Source organism: Knoellia terrae, assembly GCF_048606435.1.
Taxonomy (GTDB): domain Bacteria; phylum Actinomycetota; class Actinomycetes; order Actinomycetales; family Dermatophilaceae; genus Knoellia; species Knoellia terrae.
In genome coordinates this window covers 87910-103617 of sequence record NZ_JBMBWH010000001.1, presented here as the reverse complement: position 1 = coordinate 103617, position 15708 = coordinate 87910, and the positions used below count along the sequence as shown (strand labels likewise).

The following is a 15708-nucleotide window of genomic DNA, read 5'->3' as shown; positions in this document are numbered from 1 at the left end:
GGTCACTTCCCCTCTTCCTTGGGTGCGTCGGCCTTGCGGGAGTCCTTGGCGGCCTTGCCGCCGGGCTTCTCGTCGGGTTCGTTGGTCGGCGTGTTGACCGAGGTGTGCCGCCCGGCGGCCTTGCCGTCGAGCGCCTCGCCACCGGCGCTGGCCTCGGTGTCGGCGTCCGCGTCGCCCGAGCCGGCACCCTCGTCGGCGTTGCCGCCGGCGGGGGCGGTCCAGTTGTTGTCGTGGGCGACGGTGAGGCCGCGCAGGGACGCGGGCCCGGCGCCGACACCCTCGTCGGCGCGGCCGTCGGGGAAGCCCGCCAGGACGCGCGACATCTGCTTGAAGGTGCAGACCGAGTTCGGGCCGCGCGTGGGCTTCACGGGAGCACCGGACCGCAGGTCGTCGACGAGCTGGTTCGTCGACTCGGGCGTCTGGTTGTCGAAGAACTCCCAGTTGGCCATGACGACCGGGGCGTAGTCGCACGCCGCGTTGCACTCGATGCGCTCGAGGGTGACCTTGCCGTCGGCCGTGGTCTCGTCGTGGCCGATGCCGAGGTGCTCGGAGACCGACTCCCAGATCTCGTCGCCACCCATGATCGCGCAGAGCGTGTTGGTGCAGACCCCGACGGTGTACTCGCCGTTGGGGTGGCGCTTGTACTGGGTGTAGAAGGTCGCCACACCGGAGACCTCGGCGCGGGTCAGGTCGAGGACCTCGGCGCAGAAGTCGATGCCCCGACCGGTGATGTAGCCGTCCACCGACTGCACGAGGTGCAGCAGCGGCAGCAGCGCCGAGCGCTTCTGCGGGTAGCGGGCGATGACCTGCACGGCGTCCGCGTGCAGCTGCGCGAGCTGCTCCGCGGCATACGGCTCCTTCGACTCCGCCGGCACCGTGAGGTGACCGGCCGCGGTCTGCAATCCGTAGTGCTCCATCAGCGGTCCACGCCTCCCATGACGGGGTCGATCGAGGCCACGGCGACGATGACGTCGGCGACCTGGCCGCCTTCGGACAGCGCGGCCACGGCCTGCAGGTTGTTGAAGCTCGGGTCCCGGAAGTGCGCCCGGAACGGTCGGGTCCCGCCGTCGGAGACGACGTGTGCGCCCAGCTCACCCTTGGGCGACTCGATCGGCACGTACGCCTGGCCGGCCGGCACCCGGAAGCCCTCGGTGACGAGCTTGAAGTGGTGGATGAGCGACTCCATCGAGGTGCCCATGATCTCGCGGATGTGGTCGAGGCTGTTGCCCTGGCCGTCGCTGCCGACGGACAGCTGCGCCGGCCACGCGATCTTCTTGTCCTCGACCATGACCGGGCCGGTGACCTTCTTGAGGCGCTCGACGCACTGCTCGATGATCTTCAGCGACTCGTACATCTCGTCGAGGCGGATGCGGAGGCGGTCGTAGGCGTCGGCGCCGGTGCGGGTGATGACCTCGAAGTCGTAGGTCTCGTAGCCGCAGTAGGGCTGGCTCTTGCGCAGGTCGTGGGGCAGCCCGGTGGAGCGCAGGATCGGCCCGGTGATGCCGAGCGCCATGCAGCCGGCGAGGTCGAGGTAGCCGACGTCCTTGGTGCGGCCCTTGAGGATCGGGTTCTCGACGAGGAGCAGCTCGAGCTCGTGGATGCCGTCGCGCAGCTCGCCGACCGTGTCGTTGACGAGGTCGAGGCAGCCGTGCGGAAGGTCCTGCGCCACGCCGCCGGGGCGGATGTAGGCGTTGTTCATGCGCAGGCCGGTCACGGCTTCGAGGATGCGCAGGATGCGCTCGCGCTCACGGAAGCCGACGGTCATGACGGTCGTCGCGCCGAGCTCCATGCCACCGGTGCCGAGGCAGATGAGGTGGGAGCTGATCCGGGTGAGCTCCATCATGAGGACGCGGATGACGCTCGCGCGCTCGGGGATCTGGTCCTCGATGCCGAGGAGCCGCTCGATGCCCAGGCAGTAGGTCGTCTCCTGGAACATCGGCGTGAGGTAGTCCATGCGCGTGCAGAACGTCACGCCCTGCACCCAGGTGCGGTACTCCATGTTCTTCTCGATGCCGGTGTGGAGGTAGCCGATGCCCGCGCGGGCCTCGGTCACCGTCTCGCCGTCGAGCTCGAGGATGAGGCGGAGCACGCCGTGAGTCGACGGGTGCTGCGGACCCATGTTGATGACGACCCGCTCCTCGTTGAGGGAGGTCGCCTCGTCGACGAGGTCGGCCCAGTCGCCTCCGGAGGCGTTGAGCACCCGGGCGCCCTCCTCCCGGTCGGAGCCGGACGTGGCGTAGGGGTCGGTCTCGACGTGGGACCCGGTGTGGACCGGGTCCTGCTCGTCGGCAGCGACGTCTTCGTAGACGGTCTCTTCGTGAGTGGTCATCAGCTGTACGACCTCCGCTCGTCGGGCGGGGGGACGGTCCCGCCCTTGTACTCCACCGGGATGCCACCCAGCGGGTAGTCCTTGCGCTGGGGGTGCCCCGGCCAGTCGTCCGGCATGAGGATCCGGGTGAGGGACGGGTGCCCCTCGAAGACGATGCCGAACATGTCCCAGGTCTCGCGCTCGTGCCAGTCCGCCGCCGGCCAGGTGTCGACCACCGAGGGAATGCGCGCATCGGCGTCCGGCACGCTCACCTCGAGGCGCACGCGCCGGTTGTGGGTGATCGAGAGCAGGTGGTAGACGGCGTGCAGCTCGCGACCGGTGAGGTCCGGGTAGTGCACGCCGGAGACACCGGTGCAGATCTCGAAGCGCAGCGCCGGGTCGTCGCGCAGGGCGCGCGCCACGGTCGGGAGGGCCTCGCGGGCGATGTGCAGCGTCAGCTCGCCGCGGTCGACGACGACCCGCTCGACCGCCTCGCCGAAGCTGGACTCGCCGGCACCGTCGAGGGCGGTCTCCAGGGTGCCGGTCAGCTCGTCGTAGTAGCTGCCGTAGGGCTTCTCGGATCCTCCGGGGAAGAGGATCGGCGTGCGCAGCCCGCCGTAGCCGGAGGTGTCGGTGCCGCGCTTGGCGCCGAACATGCCGCGTCGCTCGCCGATGCGGACCGGGTCGGTGTTCCCCGTGGCCTGCGCCTTGGTGAGGTCGAGGTCGGTCGCGTGGGCGTCCGAGGTCTTCTCGACGACGGGCGTGGGCTCGGGCGTCGGCTCGGGCCCCGCGGGCGCGGTGGGGGCCGTGGGCTCGCCGCCCTTGGCCGCGCCGTCCTTGATGGTGTTGTCGCTCATGCGAGGAGGCTCTTCCCCGGCGTCGCGGTGAGCTCGCCGTGGTCGTGGGTGGCCGGCATGAGGTGCGTCGGGGTGGCGCGCAGGGCGGCCTCCTCGGCGGCACGGGCGGCGGCGACGCGGTTGACCCCGAGCTTGGAGTTCTGGATCTGGTCGTGCAGCTCGATGATCGCGTTGAGCAGCATCTCCGGGCGGGGCGGACAGCCGGGCAGGTAGATGTCGACCGGCACGATGTGGTCGACGCCCTGCACGATCGCGTAGTTGTTGAACATGCCGCCGGAGCTGGCGCACACGCCCATGGCGATGACCCACTTGGGGTTCGGCATCTGGTCGTAGACCTGCCGCACGACCGGAGCCATCTTGTTGGAGACGCGTCCGGCGACGATCATGAGGTCCGCCTGGCGCGGGGTCGCCGAGAAGCGCTCCATGCCGAAGCGGGCGATGTCGTAGTCCGGCGTGCCGACGGCCATCATCTCGATGGCGCAGCAGGCGAGGCCGAACGTCGCGGGCCAGATCGACGCCTTGCGCATGTAGCCGACGACGTTCTCGAGCGTCGTCAGCACGAACCCTGCGGGCAGCTTCTCCTCGAGTCCCATCTAGAGACCCCTTCCGATCGGTTCAGACAGCAGAACGGCTGGCGCATAGGCCAACCGGGCACACGGCATACGCGTCAGTCCCACTCGAGACCACCGCGCTTCCAGACGTACGCGTACGCGACGAAGACGGTGATGATGAAGAGCACCATCTCGACGAGCGCGAACAGGCCCAGCTGGTCGAAGGCCACCGCGAACGGGTAGAGGAACACTGACTCGATGTCGAAGATGATGAAGAGCATCGCCGTGAGGAAGTACTTGATCGGCACGCGACCGCCGCCCTCGGCGCGCGGCGTCGGCTGGATGCCGCACTCGTACGGCTCGGACTTCGCGCGGTTGTAGCGCTTCGGCCCGACGACGAGGCTGGTGCCCACCGAGCCGACGGCGAAGACGAAGCCGAGACCGAGGAGGAAGAGGATCGGGACGTAGGGGTTGCTCATCGCTGCTCAACTCCCCTTTCGGTGCCTGGGTGTGCGGCGGCTCGGGTGACGCTGACCATCGTAGGGTGCGTGACGCAGGTCTCAACCGGAGTCCCGGTCGGGGTGACGTGGCGCAGGACGTGCTTCATGAGCGCCTCGCGCGGGAGGGCGTAGGTGGTGGCCAGCCGCGCGACGGTGGGGCGGTCGAGCAGACGGGCCGCGACGCGTCCGACCCGGTCGTGGTGGCCCAGTGCCTCGTCCAACCGCGAGGCGTATGCCGTGAGCGCGCCCTCGCGCTCGGCGGCACCCTCGTGGACCAGGGCTTCGGTGACGACGGTGGCGGCGACCCGGGCCGACACGAGGGCGCCGGTGAGCCCCTCGCCGGTGACGGGGTGGGCGGCGCCGGCGGCGTCACCGATGCGGAGGACGGCGCCGTTCGTCGCGGCGCGGTGGGTCGGGACGGTGGCGAGGCGCGTGCCGACGACCGGCGCGGTCCTGGTGCCCTCACTCAGCTGCCAGTCGGTGGGCAGGGCGGTGAGCCACTGCTCGAGGACCCCGGCGCAGCGGTCCGCGGTCGCTGTGGTGTCCGCGGCGAGGGCGCCCACGCCGACGGTGACGTGTCCGTCCCCACGGCCGAGGATCCAGCCGTGGCCGGGCAGTGACGTGCCGTCGGCCCCGGACAGCGAGAGCCACGACTCGAGGTGGTCGTCCTCGTGGCGGGGACTCTCGAAGTCGGCGCTGACGGCGACGCCGGACGGCTGGCCGGCGGCGACCCCGGAGGCGTCGAGCACGACGGACGCCCGCACGGTGAGGCCGGTTCCCGTCCGGTGGTGCGCACCGTCGAGGTCGTGGGCGGTGACGCCGGTCGCCCGGCCCTGCGCGTCGGTCGTGAGCCCGGTGACCTCGGTGGCGCGCCGGACGCGGGCGCCGCGCGCGACGGCATACGAGAGGAGGGTGTCGTCCAGCGTCGACTGCGCGCAGGCGAGTCCGAGCCCGGGACGGCGGGCGGCGTCGGGCCAGGCCAGGGCGAGGCGCATGCCGCCACCGACGAAACGGACACCGGTCGTGGCGTGCCACGTGGCGGTGTCGGCCTCGCCGAGGCCCAGCGCACGGAGCTCGGCGACGGCCCGAGGCGTCAGGGCGGCGGTGCCGGAACGGGTGGTGCCGGAGGTGCGCTCGAGGACGAGCACGTCGAGCCCGGCCGCCGCGAGGTGTGCGGCAGCGGCGGAACCGGCCGGGCCGGCTCCGATGACGACGACGTCCGCGCTCTCGAGGGCGCGGGCGGCGCTGGCGTGGCCAGCGGCATCAGTGGCGAGGATCAACGACACACCTTGCTTGTGAATGTCTTCACGAACACCGGACCACTCTATGCACCGGAATCGGGCGCAGGCACTAAGGGGGTCCTAACCTCCGGGAGCTGGGGCCAGGGTGAGCTCAGGCGAGCCTGACAGCCCGGTGCAGCGCGACGATCCCACCGGACAGGTTGCGCCACTCGACCTGGGCCCAGCCGGCCGCGGCGACCCGGGTCGCGAGCGCCTTCTGGGCGGGCCAGGCCTGGATCGACTCGGCGAGGTAGACGTAGGACTCGGGGTTGGAGCTCACCCGGCGGGCGACACGGGGGAGCGCCTCCATGAGGTACTCCGAGTAGACCTTGCGGAACGCGCCGTTGACCGGCTGGCTGAACTCGCACACGACGAGCCGCCCGCCCGGCTTGGTGACCCGGGCGAACTCGCGCAGAGCGGCGTCCATGTCGGCGACGTTGCGCAGGCCGAACGACATCGTCACCGCGTCGAAGGAGCCGTCGGCGAAGGGCAGGCGCATGGCGTCGGCCGCCGTGAAGCCGAGGTCCTCCCGGCGCTTCTTGCCGACCCGCAGCATGCCGAGCGAGAAGTCGGCGGGGACGACGTGGACGCCCGTGTCCGCGAAGGGCTCGCTCGAGGTGCCGGTGCCCGCGGCGATGTCGAGGACCCGCTCGCCGGGCTGCGCGTCGAGGGCCTTGACGACGGCGCGGCGCCACAGCCGGTCCTGCCCGAGGGACAGCACGTCGTTGGTCACGTCGTACCTCTCGGCGACGTCGTCGAACATCGCGGCGACGTCGCGGGGCTGCTTGTCGAGGGAGGCGCGGCTCATGTCGTCATCCTCTCACCGCGCCCGTACGAGCCCCGCCGGCCCTCGGCGTTACGCTCGTGCGTGATGACGTCCCTGCCCACGTCCGACCCGGACACCGCGCCGCACGCGCCCCTCGTCACCCGTACCGTGCCGCTCTCCCCCGCGGACGGCGCGGCGCTGCTGGCCTTCCTGCCCGCGACGACGGCGCGCGACACGACGTCGTGGGTGCGACGTGGTGACGGCCTCGTCGGCTGGGGGCGGACCGCCTCGGTCTCGGCCGGTGGCCCGGACCGGTTCGAGGTCCTCGAGTCGTGGTGGCGCTCGGTCGCGGGGTCCGCGGTCGTGCGCGACGAGGTGGACCTGCCCGGCACCGGACCGGTCGCCTTCGGCTCCGTCTCGTATGCCGCCGAGTCACCTGCCGGTGCCACGCTGGTCGTGCCCGAGGTCGTCGTCGGCCGCCGCGGCGAGCGGTGGTGGGTGACGACGACGTCGACCGACGGCCTGCCCGTCGTCGCGGAGCCCGTGTCCGGCTCTCCGGTCGAGGCACCCGGAGACGTGACCTTCGCGGACGGGTCGCTGTCGCCGACCGAGTTCGCCGGCGCCGTCGGCGAGGCCGTCCGTCGGATCCAGGCCGGGACGCTCGACAAGGTGGTGCTCGCCCGCGACCTCGACGTCCGCTCGGCCGAGCCGATCGACGTCCGCTGGCTGCTGGCCCGCCTGGCCGAGAGCTATGGGTCGACCTGGGTCTTCGCCGTCGACGGCCTCGTCGGGGCGACGCCGGAGATGCTCGTGCGCCGTGAGAAGGGGCTCGTCACCTCACGGGTGCTCGCCGGCACGATCCGCCGGACCGGGGACGACGAGCACGACCTCGCCCTGGCGGCGTCGCTGGCCCGCTCGTCGAAGGACCTCGAGGAGCACGAGTACGCCGTGCGTTCGGTGGCCGACGCGCTGGCGCCGCACTGCTCGTCGATGAACGTGCCCGAGGCGCCCTTCGTCCTGCACCTGTCCAACGTCATGCACCTCGCGACCGACGTGGCCGGCGTGCTGACCGACGCGACGTCGTCGCTGGCCCTCGCCGCCTCGCTGCACCCCAGCGCGGCCGTGTGCGGCACGCCGACCGCCGCCGCCGACGTCCTTCTCCGCGAGCTCGAGCACATGGACCGGGGCCGCTACGCCGGACCCGTGGGGTGGATGGACGCGAGCGGAGACGGCGAGTGGGGCATCGCGCTGCGGTGCGGCGCGGTGAGCCCGGACGACGACCACGCCATGTCGCTCTATGCCGGGTGCGGGATCGTTGCCGGCTCGGTGCCCGAGGCCGAGGTGGCCGAGTCCGACGCCAAGCTCATCCCCATGCGCGACGCCCTCACCGCCCCCGCCTGAGACCAGGCCGCAAGGCCGCAGGACGACGTGGAGGGGCAGCCGGAAGCGTCGGGGAGACGCCGGACCTGTCACCACGCGCGGCAAAGGCACGGTGTTCCCCAATGCTGAGCACGGTCCGAACCTGCCCTCGCCGGCTTTGCCGCGCGACGTGCGCACCACCTACCGCTTCGAGGGCCGGAGGGCTGAGCGGGAGAGTCAGGCTCGGCGCACCGTCGACGCGGGACCACCGGTGCCCGACGCCACTCGCGTCATCAGGTGAAGGGTGGGCGGTGCTCGAGCCGGACGGACTGGCGTCCGGCCCAGCGCCACACGCGAGCGGCGCGGTCGCGGTCCTCGTCGGTGACGAGGTTGCCCATCCAGCGCAGCGCCAGCGTCATGAGCCAGTCCGAGCGCATCCCGGCCGGGCCGAGCGCCGGCAGCACCCGCGGCACGGTGACCACACCGGCCAGCCGGCGGGCGATCGAGAACGCCTCGCCGTAGTGCTCCTGCAGCAGCGCCGGCCACGTGAGCGACAGGTCGGTGTCGAGCAGGTCGACGACGAGCCGGCCGCCCTCGAGCCCGTAGTCGATGCCCTCACCGTTGAGCGGGTTGACGCAGGCGGCGGCGTCACCGATGAGCGCCCAGTTGGGGCCGGCGATGTTGCTCACCGCCCCGCCCATCGGCAGCAGGGCACTCGTGGGCATCCGCGCCTCGCCGCTGAGGCCGAACTCCGCCCGACGCTGCTCGACGTAGTGCGCCATGAGCGGCTTGATCGCCACCTCGGCGGGGCGCTTGGTCGTCGCCAGCGTGCCGGCGCCGACGTTCACCTGGCCGCCACCGAGCGGGAAGATCCAGCCGTATCCCGACAGGATCTCGCCGGTCTCGCCGCGCAGCTCGAGGTGGCTGCTGATCCACGGGTCATCGGACATCGAGGAGTCGATGTAGCAGCGGCCGGCGACGGCATACACGGTGTCCTTGTGCCACACGCGGCCGAGCACCTTGCCGAGCGGGGAGCGGACGCCGTCGGCGACGAGAAGCCGCTCGCACTCGATCTCGAAGGTCTCGCCGTCGCGCTGGAACGTCACCGCGCGCACGCGCCCACCCTCGATCCGCGCGTCGACCGCCTTGGCGCCCTCGACGCCGACCGCGCCGGACTTCAGCGCAGTCGTGCGGAGATGGTCGTCGAGCTCGGTGCGCGTCACGGCCGAGCCGTAGTCGGGCAGCGAGCCGCCGGGCCACTCGAGCAGCAGCGTCTGGCCGAAGCCGTGCGCGCGCAGCCCCTTGTTCACCGTGTGGGCCCGCACCCAGTCCTCGAGACCGAGGCGCTCCAGCTCGCCGATGGCGCGCGGGGTGAGCCCGTCACCGCACGTCTTGTCGCGCGGGAAGACGGCCGCGTCGGCGAGGACGACGTCGCGCCCGGCGCGCGCCGCCCAGGCTGCGGCCGCCGAACCGGCCGGGCCGGCTCCGACGACGAGGACGTCCGTGCGCTGCGGGGTGGTGGTCACCCGGCCATTCTCGCAAGCCGTCCTGTCAGCCCGAAATCGCCAGCGCCTCGCGGGCCAGGCGCCGCAGCTCGGCATGGGCCTCGCGGTGCGACGCGGGGTCGACCGGCACCTCGACGACGGTGATGCCGGCGGGAGTCGCGGACAGCGCCTCGGCTGCCGCGTCACGCGTCTGCGCCAGCACGTGCCGTATGCCGTGTGCTCGGCACAGTGCCCCGAGGTCGGTCCCCGTCGGCGTACCGAAGATGCGGCCGAAGTCGGCGCTGCGCTCGGGGGCCCCGTGCTCCAGCGTGCGGAAGATCCCACCGCCGCCGTCGTTGGTCACGAGGATCGTCAGGTCCGGGCGGGGCTCGTCGGGGCCGATCGCGAGCGCGTTGGAGTCGTGAAGGAAGGTGAGGTCGCCGACCCAGGCATAGCTGGGGGCACTGGTGGTGAGCGCCAAGCCGATCGCCGTGGAGAGGCACCCGTCGATGCCGGCCAGTCCGCGGTTGGCCACGACCGACAAACGGTCACTGCGCGGCGCCATGCCGAGGTCGAGGTCGCGCACCGGGTTCGAGGACCCGACGAAGAGCTGCGCCCCGTCAGGGAGCGCCTCCCCCACGACGCCGCCGACCGCGAGACCGGTCCCCCAGGCTGCCGGGGCGTCACGAGTCGCCTGCGCCAGAGCGGTTGTGGCGTCGCGCCATGACGCCGCCCACGCCTCTTCGGCGATGTAGGACACGTCGACGGGACCCGACAGCTCGGTCAGCTCCCCCACCCGCGACACCACGTGGCCGGGATCCGCCCAGTCCGGGCCGGCGGGATGGACGTGGACCTCGACGTCCTTGGTGCGCAGCAACGACGCCACGTCGCGCGAGAGCGTGACGCGTCCGGCCACGACCACCCTGTCGGGCAGGTGCGCGCGGAGCCAGTCGGTGTGCGAGAGCAGCAGTGGGCCGTGCGGAACGACCTGCGTCCGGTCGTGGCTGCCCATCGGCTCGGCCACGACGGGGAAGGAGTGCGCCCGAGCCCAGTCGAGGACCTGGTGGGAGCGGACCGGGGACGTCCCGAGGTCACCGATGACGACGAGGGTTCGCGGCACGGGTGGGACGCGATCGTGCGAGAAGCCGCGGGACGACGGGAGCCGGACCCAGGGGCCGCCATCGGCCCGGCCCTCGAGCCCCGACCCATGGTCGCGAGGGAGCACCTCACCGTCGGGTCCGGGATCCGGGGTGACCCGTACTCGCAAGAAGTCGGGGGTGAGGGGGTCGCGGAAGGCGACGTCGAGGTGGACCGGGCCACCGGCACCTCGGCGCGGCCCGCCCAGCATCGCGCCGGTCGCGGCGGCGAGGGCCCGGCAGACCGTCGTCCGGTGGACGGCGCCCACGGACTCGACCGACTCCGGCGCCGGGAGGTCCGCCGACCAGCGCACCGCGGACCCGAAGATGCCGGGCTGGGTCGTCGTCTGGTTGGCCCCGGTCCCCCGCAGCTCGTGCGGGCGGTCGGCCGAGAGGACGAGCAGCGGCACCCCGGTGTGGTGCGCCTCGAGCACCGCGGGATGCAGGTTCGCGACCGCCGTCCCCGACGTCGTGATGACAGGAACTGGTGTGCTGGAACCCTTCGCGAGGCCGAGCGCGAGGAAGCCGGCGGTGCGCTCGTCGACCCGGACGTGGAGGCGGAGGCGACCGGCGCGCTCGGCCTGCTGGACGGCATACGCCAAGGGGGCGGAGCGTGACCCCGGTGAGAGGACGACGTCGCGGACACCACCACGGACCAGCTCGTCGACGAGGACGGTGGCGAGCGCGGTGGAGGGGTTCATCAGCTGCCCGAGGCGGGCGGGCCGACGACGAGGGCAAGGCCCGTCAGCGCGGCCACGGCGACGACCCCGACGACGGCGGCGAGCGCGGGCTGGCGGGTGAGCCAGGCCACGACCTTCTCCGGGAGGGAGCGCGGCGACTCGCCACCGGAGCCGAACCGCCACGGACCCGCCAGCAGCCCGGACGCCTCTGCCCGACGGTCGAAGAGGACCGTCGCGAACGGCGGGACCGCGCTGAGCACCGCGAGCAGACCCACCCCGAGCGGCCACCTCTGGTTGACCCAGGTGACGAGGGCGACGAGGCCGTAGGCGAGAAAGACGACCCCGTGCACCATCCCGAAGATCCGCACCCCGAGGTCGGTGGTCTCGGTGACGTACTTGAGGAACATGCCGGCGAGCAGCAGCGCCCAGGTGATGGCCTCGGCGACGGCGACACGGCGGAACAGGAGCTGGGGGGTCACGAGTCGCGATTCTGCCACCGCCGTTCCGAACGGAACTCATGCACCACCGGCGCCGAGCCCGCTCGAGCCTCCAGCGCCGGCGCCAGACCGGTCCGCCACCGTTGCAACGACACGTCGCTCGAGCGATCGGCCGCCGCCGCGGTGGCGCGGTACCCCGAGAGCTCGTGCGCAGCGAGCGGGCGACGACGTGCCGGCGCAGCGCCGACCGGCGTGGCCAGCACCGTGGTCCACGACGCTCGGTCGGGCGGCGGCGACACGTCCAGCACGTGCACGGGGTCGTTCCGGTGCTGCAGCGACAGGACCTCGGTCGTCGCCGGGACGGGGAACTGGTCGATGGGCGACCCGGCCGCGACGACGTGCGTCACGCGGTGGCGCCGGCGGAACCCCGGGTCGGCCGCGAGCGCCGCGGCGACGATCCCGCCCTGGCTGTGCCCGACGAGGACCACGCGGTCACCCGGTCGCGCCCGCCCGCCCTGCGCCCGGTCGAGCGCCGTGGCGGCAGCGACCGAGGAGGCGCTCGTGGCCGCGAGCATGAGCGAGACGTTGGCCGGCCAGTCCATCGGGACGGTCCCGCCCTCGAACCACGACCCGTGGGTGCCCGGGACCTGGACCACCCACGTCGTCGTGCCGTCGGACGCAGGCAGCTCGACCACCCGGACGCGGCCCTCGGAGCCGAGCGACTCGACGCCGGCGAGCAGCGACTCGGCGGAGGTGGGCACCGGGACCACCTCCACGACCGGGTCGGCCGGCGTCACGAGCACGTCCCAGCCCCTCCCCTCGTCGAGCAGCCCGAAGGCCCGCCCCGTCGCCGCCGTGACGAGCAGGGCGACCACCATGGCCTGCTCGTGCACCGCATCGACGAGGGCCCGGTTGCGCTCCTCGGCGGACTCGTAGGAGTCGGCGGCGCGCCTCGTGGACTCCGCGAGCTCACGCAGCCGGACCACGGCAGCCCACACCCGTCGTCGCAGCTCCCCCGACTCGGACCACGCCCGCGCCAGCTGAGCCTCCAGTCCCGGAGGCGCACGCAGCAGCAGCCACGACGCCACCTCCCAGTCGGGGCCCAGCTCGTCCTCGACCACTGCCGCGCTCCGACGGAGCCCGGCCGCCGCCCGGCGCAGCTCCTCGACCGCGACCTCGAGCCCGCCCGCCCCACCCGTGACCTCGAGGTCGCTCACGCCGCCTGCTCCACCGCCGCCGCCACCCGGTCGAGCAGGTCGGCGACCGAGTCCTCACGCTCCGCGAGCTCCACCAGCTCCTCGACACGGCGCCCCAGCACGTCCCTGAAGGCGGCGGCGGAGCTCCCCCGCCACGCGATCTCGCGCACCCGTCTCAGCAGCACGACCTCACCTCGGGTCACCTCGGCCAGCTGCCGCCAGCGACCCGCCCTGCGCCTCAGCTCCGTCGCATCACTCATGGACCCACCCCACTCCAGCCGTTCCCGCCCGTCGACCCCTCGGCGCCGACCTGTGGAGCGCCGGCCGGGGGCAGGGCGTCCTGTGGACGGGTGGCACCGCCCCGCGCGCGGTCGGGACGGACGAGCGGGCGGCATACGCTGAACGGCATGGCGACGCACCACGACCTCATCATCATCGGCACCGGGTCGGGGAACTCGCTCGTCACCCCGGAGCTCGAGGGGCTCGACATCGCCATCGTCGAGGAGGGCACGTTCGGCGGCACCTGCCTCAACGTGGGGTGCATCCCGACCAAGATGCTCGTCCTTCCCGCGGACCGCGTGCTCGAGAGCCGCGACGCCGCGCGCCTCGGGGTGAGCATCGACGGTGAGGTGACCGTCGACTGGCCGGCGATCCGTGACCGGATCTTTCCCGACCGCATCGACCAGATCGCGGCCGGCGGCGAGCGCTACCGCCGCAGCCAGGGCTTCGTGACCGTGTATGCCGCCACAGCCGAGTTCGTCGGGCCGCGCCACCTCTCGCTGTCGACGGGCGAGGAGATCACCGCCGACCGCGTCGTCGTCGCTGCCGGGTCGCGCGCCGACCTCCTCGACGTCGACGGGCTCGACCGGGCCGACCCGGCCCGCGGGGTGCACACGAGCGACACCGTCATGCGCATGGACGAGCTCCCGCGGCGGATGGCCATCGTCGGCGGCGGGTTCGTCGCCTGCGAGTTCGCCCACGTCTTCGCCGCGCTCGGCGTGGAGGTGACGCAGATCCAGCGCTCCGGCGCGCTCCTGCGCACCGAGGACGCCGACATCTCCCGCCGCTACACCGAGCTGGCCCGGGGCCGCCACGACCTCCGGCTCGAGACCCAGGTGGCCAGCGCCTCCCGCAGCGACGCCGGTGTCTGGACCCTCTCGCTCAAGGGCCTCGACGGTGACACCGACGTCGAGGCCGACGCCGTGCTCGTCGCTGTCGGCCGCACGCCCAACGGCTCCCGTCTCGGCGTCGAGGCCGGTGGCATCGAGCTGGACGCTCGTGGCGTCGTCGTCGTCGACGCCCAGCAGCGCACGACCGCCGAGGGCGTCTGGGCCCTCGGGGACGTCGCCAACGCGTGGCAGCTCAAGCACGTCGCCAACCACGAGGCGCGCGTCGTCGCCCACAACCTCGCGGTCGACACCGGCCGCATCGCCGGGGCGCCCATGGAGAGCGACCACCGCTACGTCCCGCACGCGGTGTTCGGGCACCCCCAGATCGCCGCGTTCGGGCCGACGCGGTCCGAGCTCGACGAGTCCGGCACGCCCTACGTGCACTACACGCAGAACTTCGGTGACACGGCATACGGCTGGGCACTCGAGGACACGACCGGCGTCCTCACCGTCTACGCGGACCCCGACACCGGGCTGCTCCTCAGCGCGCACTGCTTGGGGCCGCAGGCCTCGACCCTCATCCAGCCGCTCATCCAGGCTGCGTCCTTCGGGCAGTCCGCGACCGAGGTGGCGCGCGGGCAGTACTGGATCCACCCGGCGCTCGCCGAGGTCGTCGAGAACGCTCTGCTGGGCCTGGAGCTCTGATCGCCGAGCCCATCGCCCCGCGGCGCTAGGGCGTGGGGTGCCGCGCGTCGTAGCGCAGGAAGCCGGGCTGCACGCGGGCGAGGACGACGATCGCCGCGACGCACGCCGCCCCGCCCAGCACCGCCGTGAGCCCCTCGCCGGCGTGCTCGGCGACGAACCCGCCGATGAGGTCCCCGAGCCGCGGACCGCCCGCGACGACGACGATGAAGACGCCCTGCAGCCGGCCACGCAGGTGGTCGGGGGTCGCCGACTGCAGGATCGTCGTCCGGAAGACCGCGCTCACCGAGTCGGCACCGCCCGCCACTGCCATCGCGAACAGCCCCACCCAGAGCGCCTGCCCGCGCGTGAGGACCTCACCGGCCAGAAGCATCGCCGCCCCCAGACCGGCGATCGCGGCACCCCAGCCGGCCACCGAGACGACGATCGCCAGCCCCTGCCGGTGGACCGAGCCGAGCCGTCCGGAGAAGAACATCGCGCCGATCCCTCCCACCGCGCCGGCCGCCGACAGCGCCCCGACCGTCGTCGCGCCGCCACCGAAGATCAGCGCCCCGGCCGCGGGGAAGAGCACCCGCGGCTGGGCAAGGACCATGGCCGCGATGTCGGCGACGAAGGTCATCCGCACGTTGGGTCGGGTCGCGAGGAAGGCGAAGCCGTCGAGCACCGACCGTGGGCCGGGTGCGCGCCGGCCCGTCCCGCGTCCCTCGACGCCGTCCACCGGCTCGGGCGGCAGTGAGGGCAGGCGCGCGAGTCCCCACAGGGCGGCGGTGGTGATGACCGCGTCGACCGTGTAGGCGGTCCGGAACCCGCCGACGTCGACGAGCACACCGGCGAGCAGCGGCCCGACCGTCATCGAGGCGTTCATCGCGAAGACCGACAGTGCGTTGGCCGCCGGCAGCTGGTCGCGCCGCAGGATGCGCGGGTAGATCGAGGTGCGGGCCGGTGACGACACCGCGAAGGCGGCGTTCCACGCGGCGACGAGCACGTAGAGGACCCACACCTCGGTGTTGCCCAGCCACGCCTGCAGCGCGCACAGCAGGCTGACGACGAACGCCACCGACTGCGCGGCGAGGCCGACGACCCGCCGGTCGAAGTGGTCGACGAGGGTCCCGCCGTAGAGCCCCATGATGACGAGCGGCACGAGGGCGAAGAGCCCGACGAGGCCGACCGCGGCCGTGGAGCGGGTGAGCTCGTAGACCTGCAGGCCGATGGCGACCACGGCGAGCTGCGAGCCGACGTTCGACAGGGTGAACCCGGCATACAGCCGCCGGTAGTCGAGGTTGCTCCGCAACGGTTCCAGGTCGAGGAGGAGCGGCACGCGGCGAGCCTACGGTCGCGGAGTG

15 protein-coding genes are annotated in these 15708 nt (G+C 72.8%); 2 read left to right on the top strand and 13 right to left on the bottom strand.

All coding sequences use genetic code 11. From position 1 onward, the window contains the following. Positions 1-2: 2 nt before the first annotated feature. The 7 genes from nuoE to ACOJV9_RS00500 form a co-directional block, all read right to left on the bottom strand. On the bottom strand, positions 3-917 hold the full coding sequence (gene nuoE / locus ACOJV9_RS00530) for an NADH-quinone oxidoreductase subunit NuoE (protein WP_420183228.1): 915 nt from the start codon (positions 915-917) through the stop codon (positions 3-5). Beyond that, positions 917-2329, bottom strand: coding sequence for an NADH-quinone oxidoreductase subunit D (locus ACOJV9_RS00525; protein WP_420183227.1), 1413 nt, complete (start codon positions 2327-2329; stop codon positions 917-919). The genes nuoE and ACOJV9_RS00525 overlap by 1 nt, the downstream gene beginning before the upstream one ends. After that, positions 2329-3165: an NADH-quinone oxidoreductase subunit C gene (locus ACOJV9_RS00520; protein WP_420183226.1), complete on the bottom strand. Its 837-nt coding sequence runs from the start codon at positions 3163-3165 to the stop codon at positions 2329-2331. Before ACOJV9_RS00520 ends, ACOJV9_RS00525 begins: the two co-directional genes overlap by 1 nt. Beyond that, positions 3162-3758 carry a NuoB/complex I 20 kDa subunit family protein gene (locus ACOJV9_RS00515; protein ID WP_420183225.1) on the bottom strand — a complete coding sequence of 199 codons (597 nt, stop codon included), beginning with the start codon at positions 3756-3758 and terminating at the stop codon, positions 3162-3164. Before ACOJV9_RS00515 ends, ACOJV9_RS00520 begins: the two co-directional genes overlap by 4 nt. A 74-nt stretch (positions 3759-3832) precedes the next feature. Continuing rightward, entirely contained in the window at positions 3833-4195 is a 363-nt protein-coding gene (locus tag ACOJV9_RS00510) for an NADH-quinone oxidoreductase subunit A (RefSeq protein ID WP_420183224.1), read from the bottom strand. Continuing rightward, the gene (locus ACOJV9_RS00505) at positions 4192-5502 is read right to left on the bottom strand and encodes an NAD(P)/FAD-dependent oxidoreductase (RefSeq protein ID WP_420183223.1); all 1311 of its coding nucleotides are present in this window, start codon (positions 5500-5502) and stop codon (positions 4192-4194) included. The genes ACOJV9_RS00510 and ACOJV9_RS00505 overlap by 4 nt, the downstream gene beginning before the upstream one ends. A gap of 106 nt (positions 5503-5608) precedes the next feature. Next, positions 5609-6304 (bottom strand): demethylmenaquinone methyltransferase, encoded by a 696-nt coding sequence (locus tag ACOJV9_RS00500; RefSeq protein ID WP_420183222.1) that lies wholly within the window; start codon positions 6302-6304, stop codon positions 5609-5611. Positions 6305-6367: 63 nt separating this feature from the next. On the opposite strand from ACOJV9_RS00500, the gene ACOJV9_RS00495 reads away from it, so the two are divergent. Next, a complete protein-coding gene (locus ACOJV9_RS00495; protein WP_420183221.1) occupies positions 6368-7663 on the top strand; it encodes an isochorismate synthase in 1296 nt (431 codons plus the stop codon). A gap of 251 nt (positions 7664-7914) precedes the next feature. Here ACOJV9_RS00495 and ACOJV9_RS00490 read toward each other — a convergent pair whose 3' ends face one another. Genes ACOJV9_RS00490 through ACOJV9_RS00470 form a run of 5 tightly spaced genes read right to left on the bottom strand, consistent with a single transcriptional unit; the run spans position 7915 to position 12814 of the window. Continuing rightward, the gene (locus ACOJV9_RS00490) at positions 7915-9147 is read right to left on the bottom strand and encodes a geranylgeranyl reductase family protein (RefSeq protein ID WP_420183220.1); all 1233 of its coding nucleotides are present in this window, start codon (positions 9145-9147) and stop codon (positions 7915-7917) included. Between the two features lie 25 nt (positions 9148-9172). After that, positions 9173-10942, bottom strand: a complete 1770-nt coding sequence (gene menD, locus ACOJV9_RS00485; RefSeq protein ID WP_420183219.1) for a 2-succinyl-5-enolpyruvyl-6-hydroxy-3-cyclohexene-1-carboxylic-acid synthase — start codon at positions 10940-10942, stop codon at positions 9173-9175. Continuing rightward, positions 10942-11400 carry a DUF3817 domain-containing protein gene (locus ACOJV9_RS00480; RefSeq protein WP_420183218.1) on the bottom strand — a complete coding sequence of 153 codons (459 nt, stop codon included), beginning with the start codon at positions 11398-11400 and terminating at the stop codon, positions 10942-10944. Before ACOJV9_RS00480 ends, menD begins: the two co-directional genes overlap by 1 nt. Next, positions 11397-12575 (bottom strand): PGAP1-like alpha/beta domain-containing protein, encoded by a 1179-nt coding sequence (locus ACOJV9_RS00475; protein ID WP_420183217.1) that lies wholly within the window; start codon positions 12573-12575, stop codon positions 11397-11399. The genes ACOJV9_RS00480 and ACOJV9_RS00475 overlap by 4 nt, the downstream gene beginning before the upstream one ends. Continuing rightward, positions 12572-12814 carry a hypothetical protein gene (locus ACOJV9_RS00470; RefSeq protein ID WP_420183216.1) on the bottom strand — a complete coding sequence of 81 codons (243 nt, stop codon included), beginning with the start codon at positions 12812-12814 and terminating at the stop codon, positions 12572-12574. Before ACOJV9_RS00470 ends, ACOJV9_RS00475 begins: the two co-directional genes overlap by 4 nt. 147 nt (positions 12815-12961) lie before the next feature. On the opposite strand from ACOJV9_RS00470, the gene ACOJV9_RS00465 reads away from it, so the two are divergent. Further along, positions 12962-14368, top strand: coding sequence for a mycothione reductase (locus ACOJV9_RS00465; protein WP_420183215.1), 1407 nt, complete (start codon positions 12962-12964; stop codon positions 14366-14368). A 25-nt stretch (positions 14369-14393) separates the two neighbouring features. On the opposite strand, the gene ACOJV9_RS00460 is transcribed toward ACOJV9_RS00465, so the two are convergent. Beyond that, complete coding sequence (locus ACOJV9_RS00460) at positions 14394-15683, bottom strand: MFS transporter (protein WP_420183214.1); 1290 nt, start codon at positions 15681-15683, stop codon at positions 14394-14396. Positions 15684-15708 lie beyond the last annotated feature (25 nt).